A 20923-nucleotide genomic window follows, 5' to 3' on the forward strand; every position below is an offset into this window, starting at 1 on the left:
TTGAGCGGCATTCTCTTTCTCATCCCGATCGCACTGTTCATGGGCCTCTTAGGTCTTGGGGCGTTTATCTGGTCTGTGCGCACCGGTCAGTTCGATGACCCTGCCGGTTCTGCAAACCGCATCCTCATTGATGAGGATAAACCGCTCTAGAGCATCAGGTCCGGTAGCCAGTCCCAGAAAAATTCCAATTTTTCGCGCAGTTCCCTGGCTGCGTCGTCTGGACTCCTGAGCAGGAAATGAATGCGCTCCCCAGGACGGATTTGTCCTAACAGATGCCGGTCCACGCGGGCCACTTGCAAGATGTGTGGATAGCCGCCCGTCGTCTGTGCATCCGGAAGCAATACGAATGCCGCGCCTGCTGGCGTCAACTGTACGGCACCGGGAAAGACGGGCGAGCTTGCCTTCATCGCGGCTTGGTCTGGCTTGGGCCATGATCCAGAGATTTCAATTCCAGTCCGGTCTGCGCGGCGGGTTGCGACGAAATCCTGATGCGCTTCCCAACCTGCAATCTTGTCTGCATCCGGCCCCGGAACACATCTCAGCGCATAACTGTGCTGGAATTCTTGCTGCATTCTGTCGGGCGTTTCCAGCGCGCTGGGCGCAATAGGTATGGTATTTGTACTGATAATATCCCCAGTCTTCAACGCTCGCCCAGCCAGCCCACCAAATCCAGCTGGTAAACAGGTGGAGCGGCTTCCGAGAAATTCGTCACCTGCAAATCCACCGGCAACCGCGAGGTATACTCTGGCGCCGGCCTCAGGCGCTCCAATCGTAATTGTCTCTCCTGCCATCACAACGAGAGTCCGATGCATTCCAACGCCGCGGTTTCCAATGTGCGCCGCCACCTGGGCACCAGTAATCGCAATTGAACAGTCTGTCCTTGCCTTGAGGGATACCATTCCGAGCGGACATTCGAGCGCACATTCATCAACCGCATTGCCAACCAGCTTGTTGGCGAGTGCCATGGAAAGCGGATCAGCTGGTCCCGATGCTGGTACACCGAAGTGGCGCATTTGTCGTCTGGGAGCCGCTTGCAATGTTGCCTGGATACCGGGCTTCAGAACTTCAAAGCTCATATCAGCGTCCCATCAGGTTCAGGCGGACACGCGTGCCTTCAGTTAAAAGGAACGGACGCTCGCGATGCAGGTCGAACAATCTGTTCGTCAGCCGCCCAATGATTGGCCACCCCCCGGGACCGGAAAGCCCGTAAAGACCCAGTTGCCCCTGGAGCAGACCAACGGATCCTGCCGCCACCCTCTGCCGGGGAACTGCAAGACGTTCAGCTTTCAAGACCGGATCCAAACCTTCGACGTAGGCAAAACCCGGTGTAAATCCGAGCATATCGACGACAAGGTCGCTTTGCGTGACCTTTTCAAGAAATGCCGCTGGTGAAAGCTCATTGCTGGCCGCCAGATGTTCAAGATCAAGTGCATTGGGACTGGACGTATCGAGGTGCAGATCCACCACCTCCCCTTCCTGATCGGAATCGGCATGAAAACCTTCAAGCCAGGCTTCCATGCGTCGAACAGCATCCTTCGGCGAGAGAGAAGCCGGATTGAATTGCGCAGCAACAATCTCCTTGCCCGGCACAACATCGACCCATTCGCCGGACGAACGGAGGGACCGCGCAAGCGGGTGTCTGACGATCCGGTCTGACGGCTGCACGGCAACGGCATCGTCACCAATGAGGAAGATCTGGAAATCCTTCATTTCCTATTGCGCCTTTATAGATACACCACGCTCCAGGAGCGCTTTCTTCAATAGCAACGCAGAGCGTGCCGCGCCTGGTGTGTCTCCATGCAGGCAAATGGTTTGCGCAGGCACGGCGATGCGCTCGCCGGTACGAGCATTCACCGACCCAGATTCTACAAGACTGAACACCTGATCCAGTTGCCGGGCTTCGTCTGTGATGACTGCGCCTTCCTCAGTTCTCGGAGTAAGTCTGCCATCTGCTTCGTAAGACCTGTCCGCAAATGCTTCTGCAACAAAAGAGACTCCGGCCTGCTGTGCTTTATGATGCAAGGCCGACCCAGGCGGGCCGATCAATTCCGGGATCTTGGTGTCCAGACAGATGGAAACCACTATTTCCGCGAGCGCCTCGCTTTTGGCGGCGTCATTGTATAGTGCCCCATGCGGCTTCAAGTGCGCCACATCGGCATTAAACTCCGAAGCAATTGCCTGAAGCGTTCGAACCTGGGCCAGAAGCGTACTCGCGAGATCATTGTCACTCAGATTCATACGTGAACGGCCAAACCCTTCCCTATCGGGGTATGAGGGATGCGCACCAATGCGCACTGCCAGGTCGCGGGCCGCGCTAACGGTAGAAGTCATCGTTTCCGTATCTCCGGCGTGCCCGCCGCAGGCGATGCTGCAACGTGTGACGACGTCCAGAATTGCCCGGTCCAGAGCCCGGCCTTCGTTGCCCGGCAATTCACCCACGTCGGCGTTTAGACAAATGAACTTGCTCATGGCCAGACTCCCAGGGCCCGCATGATGAGGCGGAGGCCAAAGCCTGCCGCGATCAGCACAACGCCGCCGCCGAGCAAGTTACTCGCCCAACCATTGACGTGGGTACCGAGGATCGACTTGCGGTTCATGGTCACAATCAGGAAAATGGCGATGATGGGCAACAAGATCCCGTTCGCCACCTGCGCAATGAGGATCAGACTGACAGGCTTCAAGCCCAGCGAAGCGATCAATGTGCCAATGGCAAGGATACCAAGCGAGATGGCGCGGAACGCGGCGCCCGTCCTCGGCAAACGCGTGACCTCGCAGACTGCATAGGCGGTGGCGAGCGGCGCGGTAACCGCAGAGGAGAGCCCCGCAGCGAACAGGCCTGTACCGACCAGCAGGCGCGCCGCGGAGCCGTAGGCTGGCTCGAGGCTCGCTGCCATATCCGCCGCACTGTGGATGGTCACACCGGAACCGAAGAGACTGCCCGCCGCTGTTGCGAGGACAAGAATGGAGATGAGGCCGCCGAAGCCGATGGAAAGCCGCGTGTCTGCGCTCGCTGCATTCAGGGCCCCTTCCCCTCCATCCGGCCATTTCTCCCGCACAGAGGCAGCGTGCAGGAAAAGGTTGTAAGGCACGATAGTCGTACCGATCAGGGCGATTGCTGTCAGCAGGCTACCTTCCGGCAAACTGGGCCTAAGACCGCCGACCAACGCGCCGAAATCCGGACGGACGAGAATGAGACTGCCCGCAAAGGCGACGCTCATGAGAAGGACGAGGCCAACAAGCAGTCGTTCCAAAAGCTTGTATCGTCCAATGAGCAGGAACAAGGCAGCAAGTAACGCCAGCCCCCACACGATGAGGCGTTGCACATTCGGAGGCCAGCCGAACGCGGCCCCAGCTCCCAGAGCTCCGCCGGACAGGTTGCCTGCCTCATAGGCCGCATTGCCTAGCGCCAGTGCTGCCAGAACCAGCACAACCGAAAGCCATTTCAGAATTGCGGGCGTTCCTGGCGCGACCAGCGCGTCGCCGAGCCCCATACCGCCCGCAATGCCCAGCCGCGCGGCCATGTCCTGCAAGATCATCGTGGCAAACGTCGCGAAGACGAGTGCCCAGATCAGGGCATAGCCGAAGTTTGCGCCGGCAAGCGTACAGGCTGTGACCGTACCCGGACCGATGAAGGCCGCGGCAACGAGCGCTCCGGGGCCGACGGAAAGCTTCATTCGCTGCGAATGCCTCGCCGTGTTTCAAGATAGGTCGCAAAGCTTGCCAGCCAGTGACCACCAGAATAGTGCGTGTCGCTTACCGCAGCGATGCCAGTCTCCTTGTGGCGGGCTGCGGCGGCCAGCAACGCGGTTCGGCGCGGGTCACTTTCCGGAAGAGCCGAGGCGATGCCCTCCAGCGCCCAGGCGCGGGAGAGGTTCACACCATCGAGGTGCACCAGCTTACCGTCAGACGGATCCAGAACCATGCCGGGCTCCAGCCAGTCGGCGCCGCCATTTACCGGTATTTGCGGCAGGAACAGGCTGAGCCAGGCGGCGTATTGCTCTGTACCCATCACACGGCGCATGACGTCAGCTTCCATCAGGCAGGGCGAGAGGAAGTCCTCGCCCGATGGCTCGTAGGAGAGCGGGCAGTTCACGTCCTTCTCATAAAAGCCCAGCACTTTCGCGGAGAGTTTTTCACGAAACGGCATCCGCTCTGCCGTGTCGGCCCAGTCGAGCATCAGGCCGAAGGCGAAGGCTGTTTGGTTATGGGTGCCAATACGTATGGGATAGACCAGTTTGTCGAGCCAGTCAGAGGTGTTTTTCTCGATCAGGTCTTCGAGTGGCGATAGGGTTTCGATCCATGTAGCCGCCTCCGGGAAGTCAGCTTCGCGCAGCTCACTCATCAGCTGGAGAAACCAGGCCTGGCCATAGGGACGCTCGAAACTCTTTCGGTCAGGCGCCTCAAAGTAAGCGAGTTCGCCGGCGATGTTCTCCGGTGTGAAGCTCTGCGACAGGGCCTTGATGATCGTATCGTGGTAGGGCGTTTCCGGATCCGTGTTCAGGATACGCACCAGTAGCCAGTGGCCGTGGACCGAGGAGTGCCAGTCGAAACAACCATAAAATGCCGGATAGAGATCGCGCGGTGCGTCGACGTCGGCATCCGAATTCAGTAGATGACCGATCTTGTTCGGATATTCCTTGTGTACGCAGGCAAGCGCGAGGCGAGCGAAGCGATCTGTCGCAACCCCTTCCCTTGGTTCCGGCAGCTCTGTGGCAGGCTGTGTCACGGCGGGCTTCTCCTCCTCGGGCGCAGGTGCACACGCCGCGAGCCCTGCCACCACAACCATACATGCGGCCAGTCTTCCGATCATCTTGACCCCCTGAACATGACTTGAAGCATCCTGCGTAACAGGCAGGACAGCGCAAGGGCAAGAAAGCCGCTGTTGAGGCCTAGATGTGGAGGACGCGGCCTTCCGCGTCGAGCACCGATTCGTGCATCATTTCCGACAAGGTCGGATGCGGGAACACGGTGTGAGCGAGGTCCTGCTCCGTCAGTTCACCTTGCCGGGCGATGACATAGCCCTGGATCAGCTCCGTGACCTCCGCGCCGACCATGTGGGCCCCCAGGAGTTCGCCGGTCTTCTTGTCGAAAACGGTCTTCACGAAGCCGTCTGGCGCGCCGAGGGCTATTGCTTTGCCGTTTCCGATGAAGGGGAAACGGCCGACCTTGATGTCGTAGCCCTTCTCCTTCGCCGCTTTTTCTGTGAGTCCGACGCTCGCGACTTGCGGATGCGAATAGGTACAGCCCGGGACATTCCACGGATCGAACTTCTCGCCATGGCCTTTGCCGGCGATCCCCTCAACGCACATCACTCCCTCATGGCTGGCCTTGTGGGCAAGCCAGGGCGGGCCGGTCAGGTCGCCAATTGCATAGAGGCCGGGCACACCGGTCTTGCCATGTCCGTCAACCACGACGTGCGTCTTGTCGATCTTTGCGCCGAGGGTTTCGAGGCCGAGATTCTCGACATTGCCGACAATGCCGACGGCGAGAATGACGCGGTCGAATTCCTGCGTCACCTTCTTGCCGTCCTTGCCGGTGATCTCGGCGGTGACGGTGTTCTTGCCGGGCTTCAGATTGCCGACCTGCGTGCTGGTCAGGATCTTCATCCCCTGCTTCTTGAATTCCTTCTCGGCGTGTTTCGAGATTTCCTCGTCTTCCACCGGCAGGATACGGTCCATGACTTCGACGACTGTCGTTTCCGAACCAAGTTCATTATAGAAGCTCGCGAATTCTATCCCGATGGCGCCGGAGCCGATGACCAACAGGCGCTTCGGCATCACGTCCGGCGTCATGGCCTCGCGATAGGTCCAGACGAGCTTGCCGTCGGCGACGAGGCCGGCTTGCGGAATGTCCCGCGCGCGGGCGCCGGTTGCGAGGATGACGTGTTTGGACTGGTAGGACGTGTCTTTCCCATCCTTGCCCTTCACGATCACCTTGGGGGCCGGCGCGCCCTTCTCCAGCCGCGCTGTGCCTTCGAGAACGTCGATCTTGTTCTTCTTCATGAGGAACTTCACGCCGTTCGAGAGTTGGCTCGCCACGCCACGCGAGCGCTTCACGACCGCTTCCAGATCAAAGTCTGCCTTGTCGATGACGAGGCCGAAATCCTTGGCATGCTTGGCGAGATAGAGCACCTCGGCCGAGCGCAGCAACGCCTTGGTGGGAATACAGCCCCAGTTCAGGCAGATGCCTCCGAGCGCGTCACGCTCCACGATGACCGTCTTCATGCCGAGTTGGCTCGCCCGGATTGCGGTGACATAGCCGCCGGGGCCGGAACCGATGACGATAAGGTCGTACTGGGTGCTCATGGAATTCCCTTCCGGCCTAGAGAAGCATCGCTTCAGGTGTTTCTACGTAACGCTTGAAGGCCTGGAGCCATTTCGCGCCTTCTGCGCCGCCGATCACGCGGTGGTCGCAGGTCAGCGTGACGGTCATGATCGTTGCGGCTTCGACATTGCCCTTGGCGTTCACAACGGCGCGTTTCTCGCCGGCGCCGACGGAGAGGATCATGCCCTCTGGCGGGTTGATGATGGAGGCGAAGGATTTGATGCCGAACATGCCGAGATTCGAGATCGAGAATGTGCCGCCGATATATTCCTGCGGCTTCAGTTTCCGGTCCCGGGCGCGCTCGGCCAGATCCTTCATTTCTTTTGATATTTCGGCAAGGCCCTTCTCTTCCGCCTCGAAAATCACCGGGGTGATCAGGCCGCCATCGATGGCCACGGCGACCGAGACATTGGCGTGCTTGTGATAGGCAATGCCCTTGTCGGTGTAGCTGGCATTGCAGTCCGGCTCGTCCATCAGGGCGAGGGCGGCGGCCTTGATCAGCATGTCGTTGACGGAGATTTTCACGCCCTTCTCAGCTGCAGCATTTATTGCAGATCGTGAGGCGAGTAGCCGGTCGATGTTGAGGTCCACATTCAGCGGGAAGTGCGGCACCTGCATGAAGCTCTCGGTAAGGCGGCGCGCGACCGTCTTGCGCATGCCGTCTAGCGGCTTCAGCTCATAGCTGTCGGGCGCATAGATCCGGTCGTCCAGCACTTGCGGCAGGATCAGGCCATCCGGCTTCGGTGCTGTTGCAGTTGCTGCAGCGGACGCGGCGCCTGGCTTCGCGTTTTCGACATCGCGCTTGATGATGCGCCCACGCGGACCTGTGCCTGAAATGGCCGACAGGTCGATGCCTTTCATGTCCGCGATCCTGCGGGCCAGCGGGCTCGCCTTGATACGTCCATCGGCGGTGTTGGCGGACGGCAGCGGCGTGGTCGCCAGCTCTTTTTTGCCCTGACTACCACCGACTTTATCGGACTTCGCCATGACTATATCGGACTTAGCCCTGCTTTCTTCGGACTTCTTCGTGTCTTCAGATGACTCTTTCTTAGCCTCTTTGTCAGGCTGCGGCGCAGCCTTCGCCTCCGGCACCTCAACCGAGGTGGCATCCTCGCCCTCTTCCGCCAGGACGGCGATCACGGCGTTGACCTTCACGCCTTCGGTCCCGGCCGGAACGAGGAGCTTCGCGATGGTGCCTTCATCCACCGCCTCGACTTCCATCGTGGCTTTGTCGGTTTCGATCTCGGCGATGACGTCACCGGAGGCGATCGTATCGCCTTCCTTGACGAGCCATTTGGACAGCGTGCCTTCTTCCATCGTGGGAGAAAGAGCCGGCATGGTAATGTTGATGGACATGGCTTCTCGTCCCCTTACTTCACGTAGCAGACCTTGAGCGCCGCCTCGACGATGTCGTCGGCGTTCGGCAGGCTCAGGGCTTCGAGGTTGGCGGCGTAGGGCAGCGGTACGTCTTTCTGGTGCACGCGGGCCGGCGGGGCATCGAGATAATCGAAGGCTTCGGCCGTCACCGTGGCGGCAATCTCTGCGCCGACCCCCATGAAGCGCCAGCCTTCTTCGCAGCAGACGATGCGGTTCGTCTTCTTCACGCTTTCGATGATCGTGTCCGTATCCAGCGGGCGGATCGTGCGCAGGTCAACGACTTCGGCGTCGATCCCCTGCTCCGCAAGTTTCTCTGCGGCTTCCAGCGCGAAACCGACCATTCGGGAATGCGCTACCAGCGTCACATCCGTCCCCTGACGTTTGATGGCGGCCTTGCCGATCGGCAGGACATAGTCATCAAGATCCGGCACCGGGAAGGAATTGCCATAAAGCAATTCATGTTCAAGGAAGATGACCGGGTTCGGGTCGCGGATGGCGGCTTTTAGCAGGCCTTTCGCGTCGGCGGCATCATAAGGCGCAACGACTTTCAGACCCGGAATGTGGCCATACCAGGAGGAGTAGTCCTGACTGTGCTGCGCCCCGACGCGGGCTGCGGCTCCGTTCGGGCCGCGGAAAACAATGGGACAGCCCATCTGCCCGCCTGACATATAGCGCGTCTTGGCGGCAGAGTTCACAATCTGATCGATGGCCTGCATAGCGAAGTTGAAGGTCATGAATTCGACAATCGGCTTCAGGCCGGCAAAGGCCGCGCCGACGCCGAGACCGGCGAAGCCGTGCTCCGTAATCGGCGTGTCGACCACGCGGCGGTCACCGAATTCCTGCAGCAATTCACGGGAGACTTTGTAGGCGCCCTGATACTGAGCGACTTCCTCGCCCATCAGGAAGACATCCTCGTCCCGGCGCATCTCTTCAGCCATCGCATCGCGCAGAGCATCCCGGACGGTCGTCTCGGTAAAGCTCGTGCCTTCCGGAATGGAGGGATCTGAGAGCACTTTGACCTCTGGTGCATCCGGCGCGGTGGCGCCTTCGGAAGCGGGCGTTTCGTCTTTCTTTTCGGTCTCAGGCACGGGACCGCTGTCAGGCGCTTTTTTAGCCGTGACGCTGCCTGCATCCTCGCCGTCTTCTGCTAGGACGGCGATCACGGCATTCACCTTCACGCCTTCGGTACCTGCCGGCACGAGGATCTTGGCGAGCGTGCCTTCATCGACGGCTTCGACCTCCATCGTCGCCTTGTCGGTTTCGATTTCAGCAATGACATCACCGGAAGAGATCGTGTCGCCTTCCTTCTTGAGCCATTTGGAAAGCGTGCCCTCTTCCATCGTCGGAGACAGGGCGGGCATGAGAATATCAACGGACATCAAAAGGCTCCGGAAATCATGTTGGTTTTCTGCACGATCTGGCGCACAGCGTCATGTGCCGCGCCCATGGCGTGACCTTCAAACAGGTCATCCGTCATCGCACTAATCCTCCACTGGCCTGAAAAGGCCCTTGAAACAGAATGCGTGGGGAACCGGCCAGTTCCTGTCTTCACGCGACCTCCGCATCTTTCAATACGTCGGTCCACAGTTCACTCGGATCGGGTTCTGGGCTTTCGAGCGAGAAGTCGGCGGCTTCCTTGACGATTGCCTTGATCTCGTTGTCGATCTTCTTGAGTTCGGTCTCGTCAGCATGCCCGACTTCAAGAATGTGCTTTTTCAGGCCATCGATCGGGTCGTGATGACTGCGCACGTCGTCCACTTCTTCCCGCTTCCGGTATTTCGCCGGGTCGGACATTGAGTGGCCGCGATAGCGGTAGGTCTTCATTTCGAGGATATAGGGGCCTTTGCCGGAGCGCGCATATTTCACGGCGCGCTCACCGGCTTCACGCACGGCCAGCACATCCATGCCGTCGACTTCTTCTCCTTCGATCTCGAAAGAGATGCCGCGTTTGAAGAGCTCAGTCTCGGCAGAGGCCCGGTCCACGCTCGTGCCCATGGCGTACATGTTGTTCTCGATCACATAGACGACCGGCAGGTCCCACAGCGACGCCATGTTGAAGGATTCGTAGACCTGGCCCTGGTTCGAGGCGCCGTCGCCGAAATATGCCACTGAGACATTGTCGGTGCCGCGATACTTGTTGGCAAAGCCGAGGCCTGTGCCAATCGGCACCTGCGCCCCAACGATGCCATGGCCGCCATAGAAGTTCTTTTCCTTCGAGAACATGTGCATCGAGCCGCCCTTGCCTTTCGACAAGCCGCCGCTCCGCCCGGTCAGTTCGGCCATGACGCCTTTCGGGTCCAGACCGCAGGCCAGCATATGGCCGTGATCGCGATATCCGGTGATGACCTGGTCGCCATCCTTCAGGCAGGCTTGCACGCCGGTCACGACGGCTTCCTGTCCGATATAGAGGTGACAGAACCCCGCGATCTTGCCCATGCCATAGAGTTGGCCGGCTTTCTCCTCGAAACGCCGGATGAGCAGCATGTCGCGGTAGTATTTGAGAATTTCGTCTTTACCCGCTTTAGTGGGTACTTTTTTTGAACTCTTGGGTTTTGTAGCCATGGGTCCTCCTGCCTATGGCCGTTATGTGGGGACTGTACCGCGGGGGCAAGCCCAACCAGCTATGTCATTTTGCAGAGGTGGTGTCCGATGCGAGGAGAACAACCTCGTCCGGATAGACAAAAGCGAGCTTCTGTCGGGCCAAGGCTTCCACATAGTCAGGGTCGACAGAACCAGGCGTCAGGCGACGGATATCGCTGCGCAAATGCTCTATTTCACCGTTGATCTGGGCCAGTTCGGCCTTCCGGTCCTGCAGCTCTATCTGCGCATCGGTCCAACGGCCAAGGCCCTTCTCCCCCGCAAAGGCGTGGTAGGCGAAGTAGAGAATCACAAGGCAAAGGCCCAAGGCCTCGAGTCGGGAGGTCATGGGTTAAAGCTTGGCGTGTTTTGGTTAAGAGAGGGTGAGGACGGCTCGCGGGGAGCCGCCCTCAACAGCTATTATTCAGCGTTGATACGCGAGCGGCCGGCATAGATGCCAACCGGGCCCAGCTCTTCCTCAATCCGGATCAGCTGGTTGTACTTGGCGATCCGGTCGGAGCGCGACAGCGAACCGGTTTTGATCTGACCGCAATTCGTGGCGACGGCGAGGTCTGCAATGGTCGAGTCTTCGGTCTCGCCGGAGCGGTGAGACATGACGGCCGTGTAGCCATGCAGATGCGCCAGTTCCACGGCGTCGAGCGTTTCCGACAGCGTGCCGATCTGGTTGACCTTCACGAGGATCGAGTTGGCAGCGCCCTTCTGGAGGCCGATGGACAGACGGTCCGGATTGGTCACGAACAGGTCGTCACCGACCAGCTGGACGCGGTCGCCGATGGAATTGGTCAGGGAGATCCAGCCATCCCAGTCGTCTTCGGCCATGCCGTCTTCGATGGAAACGATTGGATAACGGGCGCAAAGATCGGCCAGGTAAGCGGCAAACTCGTCGGAACCGAGCGATTTGCCTTCGCCGGCCAGCTCATACTTGCCGTTCTTGTAGAATTCGGTGGAAGCCGCATCGAGGGCCAGCGCGATATCTTCGCCCGGCGTGTAGCCTGCCTTCTCGATGGACTTCATGATGAAGCCGATGGCTTCGTCGGTGGAGGCAAGGTTCGGCGCGAAACCGCCTTCATCGCCCACGTTCGTGTTGTGGCCGGCATCGTGCAGCGTTTTCTTGAGGGCGTGGAAGACCTCGGCGCCCATGCGGACAGCGTCGGACATGCTTTCCGCGCTGACCGGCATGATCATGAATTCCTGGATGTCGATCGGATTGTCCGCGTGTGCGCCGCCATTGATGATGTTCATCATCGGTGTCGGCAGGACACGCGCGTTCGGGCCGCCGACATAGCGGTAAAGCGGCATGGCGGTATATTCCGCCGCGGCCTTGGCGAGCGCCAGCGAGACGCCAAGGATGGCGTTAGCGCCAAGGCGGGATTTGTTGTCCGTGCCATCAAGGTCGATCATCAGCATGTCGAGCATACGCTGATCGGTGGCGTCGAGACCGGTGAGTTCGTTGCAGATCTCGCCATTCACGGCATCGACGGCCTTCAGGACGCCCTTGCCGAGGTAGCGGTCCTTGTCTCCGTCGCGCTGTTCGTGGGCCTCATAGGCGCCGGTAGAGGCACCCGACGGGACAGCGGCGCGGCCGGTGGAACCGTCGTCCAGGGTCACATCGACTTCGACGGTCGGATTGCCCCGGCTGTCGAGGATTTCGCGGGCGTGGATGTCAATGATCTCGCTCATGGATGTCAGGCTTTCCGTGTTTTATCTGGCCAAAATGCAAGGCGCCCCCTACCCGCTGGCAGGAGGCGCCTGAAGCCTTAGTCGGCTGCGCCAGAAAGCGCAACAGCCGGTAAATGCTAGATATCGTCGCGCGGCTCGAGGACCTGGCGGCCGCGATACTCACCCGACTTCAGGTCGATGTGGTGCGGGCGGCGCAGCTCGCCGGAGTTCGCATCTTCGATGTAGGTATTCATCGACAGACGGTCATGCGCACGGCGCATGCCGCGGCGGGATTTCGATTTCTTACTCTTTGGGACTGCCATGACAGGTATCCGGAGTTGTTGCGCCAGAAGGCACATGTGAATTGGAAACGCGCGTCTTACAGAGCCGAATCGGACTTTGCAAGGCTTCAGCGTCATCCGGCCGGGCTTTTCTTCAGCCCGGCCGATCCGCCCTATTCCGTAGTTTCCTTCGCAGCTTCCGCCTGACGCAGCACACGCATCAGGTTGCCACCCCAGATCTTGGCCAGGTCTTCCTCGGTATAGCCCTCCTCAAGCAGACGCTCGGTGACTTTCGGAAGGAAGGAGACATCTTCCATGCCGGTCACACCGCCGCCGCCGTCCCAGTCCGCACCCATGCCGACATGATCCGGGCCAACCAGTTCGAGCGCGCGGAGCATGTGCTCCATGAATTTCTCAAAAGTCGAGCGCGGTGGCGGGAATTCGGCGTTGATGGCCTGCATCCGCTCCATGTAGCGGGCTTTTGTTTCATCGTCGGCGGTAAATGGGTTCACGCCCTCAAATTCGGACTGGAGTTCCTCCAGCGCGGCTCGCCGCTTCGGCGAATCTTCCAGTTCTTCCAGGTAGCCGCTGTAAGCGTTGATCTGGATGACGCCGCCCTGCGCCGCGATTTCCTTGAGGAAGTCGTCGGTGATGTTCCGCGGATGGTCGTAGACAGATTTGAGGCCCGTGTGGGTCAGAATGACCGGTGTCGTGGACAACTCTATCATGTCCTTCACCGATGCGTCGGACGAGTGAGACCCATCGACCACCATGCCCAAGCGGTTTGCTTCGCGCACGAGCTCTTTTCCGAGGTCTGTCAGGCCCGTGTCGTCAGGGCTCGTGAAGTCCGTTGCGCTACCGCCGAACTGGTTGTCACGAAAGTGGATCAGGCCCACCATCCGAACACCCTTGTCATAGAAAGTCTTCAGATTGGAAGCGTCGAGCATCAGCGGATAGCTGTTCTCGATCGACTGCAGGACCACCTTCTTCCCGGAGGCCGCAATGCGCTCCGCATCGTCAGCGGTATAGGCCAACTCGAACGCGTCGGGATGATCCGCCACCATTTTCAGGATTTCGTCCTGGCGCGCGGACGCCGCCTTGAACGCCGCATCATAGGCTTCCTCTGTCAGAGGCCCCTGAGGCGTAAAGATCACCCAGAAACCGCCATCCAGGCCGCCGCGATCCATCTTGGGCACGTCCACCTGCACAGAACCGATCTCAGTGGGATTGTCCGCCATGATGTCGAAATCCGGCTTGGACAGGTTGGCTGGCGTGTCGAGGTGGGAATCGAACACCATCAGGCTTTCGTGAATCTCTGCCGGTGTGGCGGCCTCGACGGCTTCGTCGGGCGCGGTCGGTTCGGTTTCAGCGGCTTTCGGGGCACAGGCACCCAGAAGTGCGATGGCTGACACAGCCAGGAGCATTTTGCGCATGTGAGTCTTTCCTTCCAATGCTGCGCGAACCGTAGAGGCTCATGACAGCGTGGCAAGAAACCCGGCAGCAGAAAAAGGCCGCTCCCGGGGGAGCGGCTAAGGTTTAGCAAGAAGGACGTCGACCTGATGCCTTTGCAAGCAGCCGAGGCTCCCGGCCGACATCGATATTTCTAGCGAAGTGAGTCTGAACAGGATGGCGGCCCACTTGTTGTGTTCCGTTCACCTTTCAGGCGAGTGATCAAACGGGCATTACAACCAGTTCACGAATCGGTGTCTGCGCGCGTGAAAATGGCCTCCACACTCCGCAGGTTCATACCGTTCTTGAGGTAGTTCGCGGGTGTAAGATTGACCGCCTTGATCATTCCTCGCTCGATCTTTGTCCGATTGCCGGACTCGTCCGGAACGAGATCAAAATCGATGATGTTGACGCACCCGGTGTCCTGCTCAAACCCCGCACTGGCGCCGAGCGGCGCACCAATGACCGACGCCAGCACCATCCGGTTCACGACTTCATGTGCCACGACCAATGCTGACGCCCAGCCCGGTCGCATCAGCAGGTCTGTCAGACCGTCCATGATGCGAACCATCGCGTCGGAGAATTTCTCACCGCCCGGCAGGAATTCTGCGTCAGGTTCTCCTGCCTGCTCGAACAGGAAAGTCATCGTCGCCGCAAGATGCTCTGCGGAGCTGAAATTGATGTATTGGCCGGACCGCAACTCCTGGAACCGTTCTTCGACTTCCAGTTCGGGTGCGTCCGGGTGTTCCGCCAGCACGATTTCGGCTGTCTGGCGCGTCCGCTTCAGACCGGAACAGATCGCAAGATCAAAATGAACCTCCGACAAGGCCGCTCCCGCCGCCTTCGCCTCTTCTTCACCCTCAGGGGTCAGGCTGACAATGGACGGGTCGCGCGTCCGGCGGACTTCTTCAGACGTATAATCAACGAAGCCGTGCCGCATCAGATAGATGCGGCGCCGGCCTGTCGTTCCGGGAAGTGCACTCATCCCCGGGAAACGCCCCAATCCTTCAGGATTTCATCCGTGTGCTCACCAAGTCCGGCCGGACGGCGTTGCACTGCGCCGGGCGTTTCGGAGAAACGCGGCGCCGGCGCTGGTTGAACCACACCTTCGAGTTCAATGAACGTATCGCGATCGGAGTTGTGCTTGTATTTCGGGGCTTCGGACATGGAGAGAACCGGCGCGAAACAGATGTCGGTGCCTTCCATGATTTCGCACCATTCGTCGCGCGTCTTCGTCTTGATGACGTCCATGACCTTCTTCTTGAGTTCCGGCCATTTGGACTTGTCCATCTGGGCGTCGAACGCCGGATCGGTCAGCCCCGCCTTCTCACGCAGGATGGCGTAGAATTGCGGCTCGATGGAGCCGAGGGAGATCCACTTGCCATCGGCACACTCGTACGTATCGTAGAAGTGCGCACCGCCATCGAGCATGTTGGCTTCGCGGTCGTCGGTCCAGATGCCCGCAGCCTTCATGCCGTAGAACATTGCCGCAAGCGATGCGGCACCATCCGACATGGCGACGTCGATGACCTGGCCTTTGCCGCCATTCTTCACATTGATGATCCCTGCCAGAACCCCCATTGCGAGATAGAGGGCACCGCCGCCGTAATCGCCAACGAGGTTCAGCGGCGGACGCGGACGGCCGTCACCATCACCCATGGCATGGAGGGCGCCTGTGATGGCGATATAGTTCAGGTCATGGCCGGCGGAATGAGACAGCGCGCCGGTCTGGCCCCAGCCGGTCATGCGACCGTAAACGAGGTTCGGGTTGCGGGCGAGTACGACATCCGGTCCCAGCCCATTACGTTCCATAACACCCGGACGGTAGCCTTCGATCAGGGCATCGGCCTGCTCGAGCAGTTTCAGGGCGACTTCAATGTCTGCCGGATCCTTGAGGTTGAGACCGATCGAACGGCGGCCGCGGCTCGTCACGTCAGCGGCGCGTCCCGGCCGGCCATCTCCCGGACGGTCGATTCGAATCACGTCCGCACCCATGTCTGAAAGGAGCATGCCGCAGAAGGGGCCAGGGCCGATTCCCGCAAACTCTACGATTTTCACTCCGCTGAGAGGTCCCTGAGCCATCTCCATACTCCCTTTCTAAGCCGTAATCTCGGTATTAGCAGATCATTAAGGCGGCGCGCTCCAAAAGGAAGGGGTACCCCGACGTCGCCTGTCGCGACGGTTTCAGAGTAGCGTATGATTGATCTGTCTTTCCTCGACCCTCCCATAGAGGTCGCCGCCGCGGGCCCGCGGCTGGAGATGATTCTGACCAGACTCCGGTCTCACGGGATGCGCGCCTACCCGGCCAGCGATCCGATTGATTTCGACGCGACTGAGCCCCTTCTCATAGATCTGGAAAGCCTGCCGGTCGGCTTGCGTGAACGCGACATCCGGCTGAGCGACGGCGCAGAGCGGCGACCGCTGGTTCTGCTCACACCTGACTCACAGGTTGCCGATGGTGTCGATGCGCTGATCGTCAGCCGGGACAGCGACCTGGACATGTTGCGCCACCGGCTCGCTTCGCTGGTCCGGCGGCAGGCTCGTACGGCCGAATTCCGGATCCGCATGGAGACCGCAGAGAAATTCGGCGCCGCCGAAATCAGCCCGCCCCCCGAACGGCGCCCGGAGGTTCTGTATCTCGGAGATGGCGGCGTTGGCTTCTTCTCATTGCGAGCTGCGCTCAAGGCGCATGATATTCCAGTCACTGCGGCCCTTACCCTTCGGACCGCTGCCGACTACCTGAAATCCGGACGCTTCGCGGCCCTTCTGGCCGACCTCACCCCCGGCGGCGGCGATGCCGCCAATCATGTCGACTGGAGCCGCGCGGAAGCGTCCCTGACCGGCACCCCCCTGTTCGTCCTTACCCAACCGGGCGCGGATCTGACGGAAGCCCACCTCGCCGCATTGATGGTCAGCACCGATCTCGTCGAACAGTCTGGTGATGCCGAGGCGCTTGCCGGAAGAATTTCTCGCGCCATCAGCCATCACGCGGCAAGCGCACCTGTGTTGCCGGCACAATTGCAAGCAACTCCGTCCGTTGATCCGGATACCGGCCTCTTCCACCGGAACTTCATTAAGTCACACCTTGAGCGCCAGATTTCCCTTTCTTCTGAAAGAGGCGAACCACTCTGTGTCCTGACGATCAAACTGGATGAGGAATTCACCCCCTTGCTTCCAGAATTAGCCCGCGTGACCCGCACATGCGTGAGAGACACAGACTGCATTGCCCACTTTGGCAACGGAACGGTCATCGTGTCCGCGCCTCTGACTCCCTATCGGGGCGCCGTGCGGCTAGCAGAGCGACTCATGAAGGCCTTCGCGCGCAACTCTGCGCTTGAAGGCCTGCGGCTGAGCTGGCGAGTCGTTGAGAAGCGGTCCTACCATACGGCAGGCACACTCCTGGCCGAGGGACTGTCCGGTCCGTACACACGTGAATACGCCGCCTAGGCGCCAACCAGGCCCGCGACTGCTTCCAGTTCCTTGAGGAAAGCCCGGACCCGGCCGAGCCGTGTGGCTGCATCGCCGCCCGTAAATGAGTGTACCAGCTTCGAATCCGGCCGAAGGCGCAAGACATTCGGACGGGAGCGAACAATTTCCATCAGGCGTGCCGGATCCAGCACAGTATCCTGCCGGAAGGCAAACACAGCGCCCTTGTCCCCTGCATCGAGCTTTTCGATGCCGAGCGATTTGCACTGAACCTTGATCGCGGTCACTTCAAGAAGCTGCTTTGTTGCTTCGGGCAACGGGCCAAACCGGTCGATCAGTTCCGCGGCAAAGCCTTCCCGTTCCTGGCTCGTCGAGATCTCTGACAGGCGCCGATAAAGCGACAGGCGGATCGACAGGTCTTCGACATATTCTTCCGGGATCAGAACCGCGACACCCATATTGATCTGTGGTGACCAGTCGTCGGCCACGTCATCATCACCCTGTGCACCAGCTTTCAACGCGTTTACCGCGTCTTCCAGCATGGACTGGTAGAGCTCGACGCCAACCTCACGCACATGTCCGGACTGCTGGTCTCCCAGCAGGTTACCCGAGCCGCGCATGTCGAGGTCGTGGCTCGCCAACTGGAAACCTGCCCCAAGACTGTCGAGCGACTGAAGCACACGCAGGCGGCGTTCTGCCGTCTCGGTGATGACCTTGTCCCGTGGCGTGGTGAAATAAGCATAGGCGCGAAGCTTCGACCGGCCGACGCGGCCGCGCAACTGATAGAGTTGGGCTAAGCCGAACATGTCGGCGCGGTGAATAATCAAGGTGTTCGCACGCGGAATATCTAGGCCGCTTTCAACGATCGTCGTCGACAGAAGGACGTCGTACTTGCCTTCATAGAAGGCCGTCATGATGTCTTCCAGTTCACCTGCGCCCATCTGGCCGTGCGCGACGATGAATGACACCTCGGGTACGTTCTCAGACAGGAACCGTTCCAGCTTGTCGAGATCCTGGATGCGCGGCGCCACAAAGAAGGCCTGTCCACCGCGATATTTTTCTCGCAAGAGTGCTTCGCGAAGTGTGACCGTGTCTTCCTCAGTGATGTAGGTCCGCACCGATAGGCGGTCGACAGGCGGCGTTGCGATGATTGAGAGATCACGGATACCCGTGAGCGCCATCTGCAGCGTCCGTGGGATGGGCGTCGCCGACAGTGTCAACACGTGAACATCCGCCTTCAGTTCCTTCAGGCGTTCCTTGTGCTTCACACCGAAGCGCTGCTCTTCGTCCACGATCAACAGGCCGAGGCGCTTGAACTCAATGCCCTTGGCGAGCAGCGCGTGGGTTCCGACAACCACATCCACGTTGCCGTCGGTAAGTCCCGCCCGGGTTTCCGAAGCTTCTTTCGAACCGACAAGGCGTGACAGGTGGCGGACTTTGAGAGGCCAACCGGCAAATCGCTCCTCGAATGTCTTGAAGTGCTGGCGCGCCAGCAAGGTCGTCGGTGCGATAACCGCCACCTGCTTGCCGCTCATCGCCGCGACGAAGGCGGCGCGCAGAGCAACTTCAGTCTTGCCGAAACCGACATCGCCGCAGACCAGACGATCCATCGGCCGGCCTGAACCCAGGTCTCCGAGAACGTCTTCGATGGCATTCAACTGATCGTCTGTTTCCTCGTATGGGAAGCGTGCGGCAAACTCCTCATAGATGCCCTGCCCGGCATTCACCGCATCGGCACGCTTGAGCTCCCTTGCTGCAGCGATCGCCATCAGCTCTGCTGCCATCTCCAGAATACGTTTCTTGGCTTTGGCCTTGCGGTTCTGCCACCCTGCACCACCGAGCCTGTCAAGTTGGCTTTCAGCCTCCTCGGACCCGTAACGCGAAATCAGGTCGATGTTTTCGACCGGCAGGAAGATCGTGTCTCCACCCGCATACTCCAGCTGGAGACAGTCGTGCGGTGCACCTGTGACTTCCAGCGTCTTCAGGCCAACATACCGCCCCACCCCGTGATCGACGTGAACGACGAGATCACCAGCATTCAGAGTGGCCGCATCTGTGATGAAGTTGGCTGTCTTCCGCTTGCGGCGCGGTGCGGCCAGGCGGTCGCCCAGAATGTCCGCTTCGGAAATAATAGCCAGATCACTGGTGACGAATCCCGTCTCCAATGGAATCTCGACAACGGAGGTCTCCGCTTTCCGGGCCGCCTCCAGCGAATGCACCTGGACAAGGTCTTCAAGACCATGGTCAGCGAGCACATTGATCAGGCGATCTGCAGAACCGGTCGACCAGGCGGCGAACACAACGTGACGCCCGGATTTCTGTAGGTCCTTCGTGTGCGCAATCGTAGCTTCGAAAATGTTCTCCTGGCTCATCATTCGTTCAGGCGCGAAGTCCCGCCCCCGGCGCACTTCCATGTCGTAGTGACCGGGTGCAGGTTCGGCAGGATTGAAGCGCGCAACCGCGCGGGCGCTGAGGCCTTGCTCCAGTTCCGCCGGGTCGAGATAAAGCTGCTCAGGCGCCAGCACTTTCGCTGCACTGGCATCACCGCCACCAGCTTCGAGTCTTGCCTGATAGTAATCCATCGCTTGCGCCAGGCGTTCGGCAGCCGCCTCGCCAGAAAGATGCCCAAAGCCGATCAGTGCGTCTGCGCCGATATAGTCGAACAGGGTATCCAGCGACTTGTGGAACAGCGGCAACCACGCCTCTACCCCCTGCCGGCGGATTGACGCTCGGGCCGCCTCATACATCGGATCACCGGAGGGCGGTCCGAACACGTCGAGGTATTTCTCCCGGAAGCGGCTCAGCACATCGTCGTCAAACAGGATCTCACTGACCGGCGCAAATGCCACCGACCGCGTATCGCCCGTGGACCGCTGGGATTCCGTATCGAATGTGCGGATCGTCTCAAGCGTGTCGCCGAAGAAGTCGAGGCGCAGTGGTTCGCCAGCTGTGGGCGGAAAGATATCGATGATCCCGCCGCGGATCGCATATTCGCCCTGCTCCCGTACTGTGCTGGCACGGACATAACCGTTCACGAGGAGATATTCGTTCAGCTCTTTCTGGCTGACCGATTGTCCTGCTGTCATCGAGAAGGACGACCGCCGCATCGTTTCAAGCGGTGGCACGCGCTGAACGATCGACGTCGCCGTCGTCACCACAAGCAGAGGTCCTTGCTCGGCCTCATAGCGCGACAGCCGAGCGAGTGCCGCGCACCGGCGCGCAGCGACGCTCGCTGTTGGGCTGACCCGGTCGTAGGGCAGCGTGTCCCAGCCGGGCAGATCCACCTGATCGAGGCGCGGCGCAATGAATTCGGCCAACCGCCGGGCGGTGGCCGCAGTTTTATCGTCCCGGGCGACATAAACCCCTATTCCGCCTCGCGCCTGCAGCGCCGGGATAAAGGCCATCAGGTCCGCGCCAAATGGGGCGCCGCCCAGTGCAGCCGGACCACTCAGGGATTTCAGGAGTTCGACAGGTGTCATGCCAGACCTTCAGACGCAATTAGGCCGTGAGCCCGGTCGCCGAAGCGTCTGCTCAACCGGCCTGCGCGGCGTACTTGAATGCGATCAATTGGTCCAGAACCGGGCTGCGCTGATCGTCGGAAACATCGGCTTGGCCCACCAGCCAGGCATAAACTTCCCAATCGGGCAGGTTCAGCAGCGCCTCGAACTGATCGAGTTCTGTTTCATCATAGGTATCAAGGTGTTGATCCGCGAAGCTGCCCATCAGGAGGTCCATTTCCCGGAATCCCCGGCGCCAGGCGCGGAATTTCAGCTTGCGGCGGCGGGCATCCATGGTCGGCTCCTTGGTCT

Annotated in this window: 19 protein-coding genes; 2 read left to right on the forward strand and 17 right to left on the reverse strand. The window is 60.0% G+C overall.

The annotated features are described in order from the left end of the window. Window positions 1-150: a cbb3-type cytochrome oxidase assembly protein CcoS gene (gene ccoS / locus HY17_RS05480; RefSeq protein ID WP_034763866.1), complete on the forward strand. Its 150-nt coding sequence runs from the start codon at window positions 1-3 to the stop codon at window positions 148-150. Here ccoS and HY17_RS19865 read toward each other — a convergent pair. The 15 genes from HY17_RS19865 to HY17_RS05555 all read right to left on the reverse strand — a co-directional run bounded on the left by HY17_RS19865 (window position 147) and on the right by HY17_RS05555 (window position 15770). Then, entirely contained in the window at window positions 147-1076 is a 930-nt protein-coding gene (locus HY17_RS19865; RefSeq protein WP_081812997.1) for a biotin-dependent carboxyltransferase family protein, read from the reverse strand. The genes ccoS and HY17_RS19865 overlap by 4 nt on opposite strands. 1 nt (window position 1077) lies before the next feature. Continuing rightward, on the reverse strand, window positions 1078-1710 hold the full coding sequence (locus tag HY17_RS05490; protein ID WP_051599735.1) for an allophanate hydrolase subunit 1: 633 nt from the start codon (window positions 1708-1710) through the stop codon (window positions 1078-1080). A 3-nt stretch (window positions 1711-1713) separates the two neighbouring features. Then, a complete protein-coding gene (gene pxpA, locus HY17_RS05495; RefSeq protein WP_034763869.1) occupies window positions 1714-2469 on the reverse strand; it encodes a 5-oxoprolinase subunit PxpA in 756 nt (251 codons plus the stop codon). Beyond that, window positions 2466-3674 carry an Nramp family divalent metal transporter gene (locus HY17_RS05500; RefSeq protein WP_034763871.1) on the reverse strand — a complete coding sequence of 403 codons (1209 nt, stop codon included), beginning with the start codon at window positions 3672-3674 and terminating at the stop codon, window positions 2466-2468. The genes pxpA and HY17_RS05500 overlap by 4 nt, the downstream gene beginning before the upstream one ends. Further along, window positions 3671-4810: a DUF2891 domain-containing protein gene (locus HY17_RS05505; RefSeq protein WP_034763876.1), complete on the reverse strand. Its 1140-nt coding sequence runs from the start codon at window positions 4808-4810 to the stop codon at window positions 3671-3673. The genes HY17_RS05500 and HY17_RS05505 overlap by 4 nt, the downstream gene beginning before the upstream one ends. Window positions 4811-4889: 79 nt before the next feature. Further along, the gene (lpdA, locus tag HY17_RS05510; RefSeq protein ID WP_034763879.1) at window positions 4890-6305 is read right to left on the reverse strand and encodes a dihydrolipoyl dehydrogenase; all 1416 of its coding nucleotides are present in this window, start codon (window positions 6303-6305) and stop codon (window positions 4890-4892) included. Window positions 6306-6321: 16 nt separating this feature from the next. After that, window positions 6322-7680: a pyruvate dehydrogenase complex dihydrolipoamide acetyltransferase gene (locus HY17_RS05515; RefSeq protein WP_034763883.1), complete on the reverse strand. Its 1359-nt coding sequence runs from the start codon at window positions 7678-7680 to the stop codon at window positions 6322-6324. A gap of 14 nt (window positions 7681-7694) precedes the next feature. After that, window positions 7695-9080: a pyruvate dehydrogenase complex E1 component subunit beta gene (locus tag HY17_RS05520; RefSeq protein ID WP_034763896.1), complete on the reverse strand. Its 1386-nt coding sequence runs from the start codon at window positions 9078-9080 to the stop codon at window positions 7695-7697. Between the two features lie 169 nt (window positions 9081-9249). Further along, complete coding sequence (gene pdhA, locus HY17_RS05525; protein WP_034763898.1) at window positions 9250-10263, reverse strand: pyruvate dehydrogenase (acetyl-transferring) E1 component subunit alpha; 1014 nt, start codon at window positions 10261-10263, stop codon at window positions 9250-9252. A 64-nt stretch (window positions 10264-10327) separates the two neighbouring features. Beyond that, window positions 10328-10627, reverse strand: coding sequence for a septum formation initiator family protein (locus HY17_RS05530; RefSeq protein ID WP_034763903.1), 300 nt, complete (start codon window positions 10625-10627; stop codon window positions 10328-10330). 71 nt (window positions 10628-10698) lie between these two features. Continuing rightward, window positions 10699-11979, reverse strand: a complete 1281-nt coding sequence (eno, locus tag HY17_RS05535) for a phosphopyruvate hydratase (protein ID WP_034763905.1) — start codon at window positions 11977-11979, stop codon at window positions 10699-10701. Between the two features lie 116 nt (window positions 11980-12095). After that, window positions 12096-12281 (reverse strand): 50S ribosomal protein L32, encoded by a 186-nt coding sequence (gene rpmF, locus HY17_RS05540; RefSeq protein WP_034763908.1) that lies wholly within the window; start codon window positions 12279-12281, stop codon window positions 12096-12098. A 131-nt stretch (window positions 12282-12412) separates the two neighbouring features. Next, window positions 12413-13672: a dipeptidase gene (locus tag HY17_RS05545; protein ID WP_034763911.1), complete on the reverse strand. Its 1260-nt coding sequence runs from the start codon at window positions 13670-13672 to the stop codon at window positions 12413-12415. A 260-nt stretch (window positions 13673-13932) separates the two neighbouring features. Then, entirely contained in the window at window positions 13933-14673 is a 741-nt protein-coding gene (locus HY17_RS05550; RefSeq protein ID WP_034763915.1) for a histidine phosphatase family protein, read from the reverse strand. Continuing rightward, window positions 14670-15770 (reverse strand): CaiB/BaiF CoA-transferase family protein, encoded by a 1101-nt coding sequence (locus HY17_RS05555; protein ID WP_034764084.1) that lies wholly within the window; start codon window positions 15768-15770, stop codon window positions 14670-14672. Before HY17_RS05555 ends, HY17_RS05550 begins: the two co-directional genes overlap by 4 nt. A 114-nt stretch (window positions 15771-15884) precedes the next feature. Here HY17_RS05555 and HY17_RS05560 point away from each other — a divergent pair, with 114 nt between their 5' ends. Further along, complete coding sequence (locus HY17_RS05560; protein WP_034763919.1) at window positions 15885-17135, forward strand: hypothetical protein; 1251 nt, start codon at window positions 15885-15887, stop codon at window positions 17133-17135. On the opposite strand, the gene mfd is transcribed toward HY17_RS05560, so the two are convergent. Both mfd and HY17_RS05570 read right to left on the reverse strand, forming a co-directional pair. Further along, a complete protein-coding gene (gene mfd, locus HY17_RS05565) occupies window positions 17132-20593 on the reverse strand; it encodes a transcription-repair coupling factor (protein ID WP_034763922.1) in 3462 nt (1153 codons plus the stop codon). The genes HY17_RS05560 and mfd overlap by 4 nt on opposite strands. A gap of 52 nt (window positions 20594-20645) precedes the next feature. Next, window positions 20646-20906, reverse strand: a complete 261-nt coding sequence (locus tag HY17_RS05570) for a succinate dehydrogenase assembly factor 2 (protein WP_034763924.1) — start codon at window positions 20904-20906, stop codon at window positions 20646-20648. Between the last annotated feature and the right edge of the window lie 17 nt (window positions 20907-20923).

Source organism: Hyphomonas sp. CY54-11-8, from assembly GCF_000682735.1.
Classification (GTDB): domain Bacteria; phylum Pseudomonadota; class Alphaproteobacteria; order Caulobacterales; family Hyphomonadaceae; genus Hyphomonas.

Bases quoted from the DNA above. Each gene is read 5' to 3' on its own strand.
- pdhA (WP_034763898.1), bottom strand. From the start codon at position 10,263: ATGGCTACAAAACCCAAGAGTTCAAAAAAAGTACCCACTAAAGCGGGT.
- HY17_RS05505 (WP_034763876.1), bottom strand. From the start codon at position 4,810: ATGATCGGAAGACTGGCCGCATGTATGGTTGTGGTGGCAGGGCTCGCG.
- eno (WP_034763905.1), bottom strand. From the start codon at position 11,979: ATGAGCGAGATCATTGACATCCACGCCCGCGAAATCCTCGACAGCCGG.
- HY17_RS05515 (WP_034763883.1), bottom strand. From the start codon at position 7,680: ATGTCCATCAACATTACCATGCCGGCTCTTTCTCCCACGATGGAAGAA.
- HY17_RS05490 (WP_051599735.1), bottom strand. From the start codon at position 1,710: ATGAAGGATTTCCAGATCTTCCTCATTGGTGACGATGCCGTTGCCGTG.
- HY17_RS05560 (WP_034763919.1), top strand. From the start codon at position 15,885: ATGATTGATCTGTCTTTCCTCGACCCTCCCATAGAGGTCGCCGCCGCG.
- pxpA (WP_034763869.1), bottom strand. From the start codon at position 2,469: ATGAGCAAGTTCATTTGTCTAAACGCCGACGTGGGTGAATTGCCGGGC.
- HY17_RS05500 (WP_034763871.1), bottom strand. From the start codon at position 3,674: ATGAAGCTTTCCGTCGGCCCCGGAGCGCTCGTTGCCGCGGCCTTCATC.
- HY17_RS19865 (WP_081812997.1), bottom strand. From the start codon at position 1,076: ATGAGCTTTGAAGTTCTGAAGCCCGGTATCCAGGCAACATTGCAAGCG.
- rpmF (WP_034763908.1), bottom strand. From the start codon at position 12,281: ATGGCAGTCCCAAAGAGTAAGAAATCGAAATCCCGCCGCGGCATGCGC.
- HY17_RS05545 (WP_034763911.1), bottom strand. From the start codon at position 13,672: ATGCGCAAAATGCTCCTGGCTGTGTCAGCCATCGCACTTCTGGGTGCC.
- HY17_RS05520 (WP_034763896.1), bottom strand. From the start codon at position 9,080: ATGTCCGTTGATATTCTCATGCCCGCCCTGTCTCCGACGATGGAAGAG.
- HY17_RS05570 (WP_034763924.1), bottom strand. From the start codon at position 20,906: ATGGATGCCCGCCGCCGCAAGCTGAAATTCCGCGCCTGGCGCCGGGGA.
- mfd (WP_034763922.1), bottom strand. From the start codon at position 20,593: ATGACACCTGTCGAACTCCTGAAATCCCTGAGTGGTCCGGCTGCACTG.
- HY17_RS05555 (WP_034764084.1), bottom strand. From the start codon at position 15,770: ATGGCTCAGGGACCTCTCAGCGGAGTGAAAATCGTAGAGTTTGCGGGA.
- lpdA (WP_034763879.1), bottom strand. From the start codon at position 6,305: ATGAGCACCCAGTACGACCTTATCGTCATCGGTTCCGGCCCCGGCGGC.
- HY17_RS05550 (WP_034763915.1), bottom strand. From the start codon at position 14,673: ATGAGTGCACTTCCCGGAACGACAGGCCGGCGCCGCATCTATCTGATG.
- HY17_RS05530 (WP_034763903.1), bottom strand. From the start codon at position 10,627: ATGACCTCCCGACTCGAGGCCTTGGGCCTTTGCCTTGTGATTCTCTAC.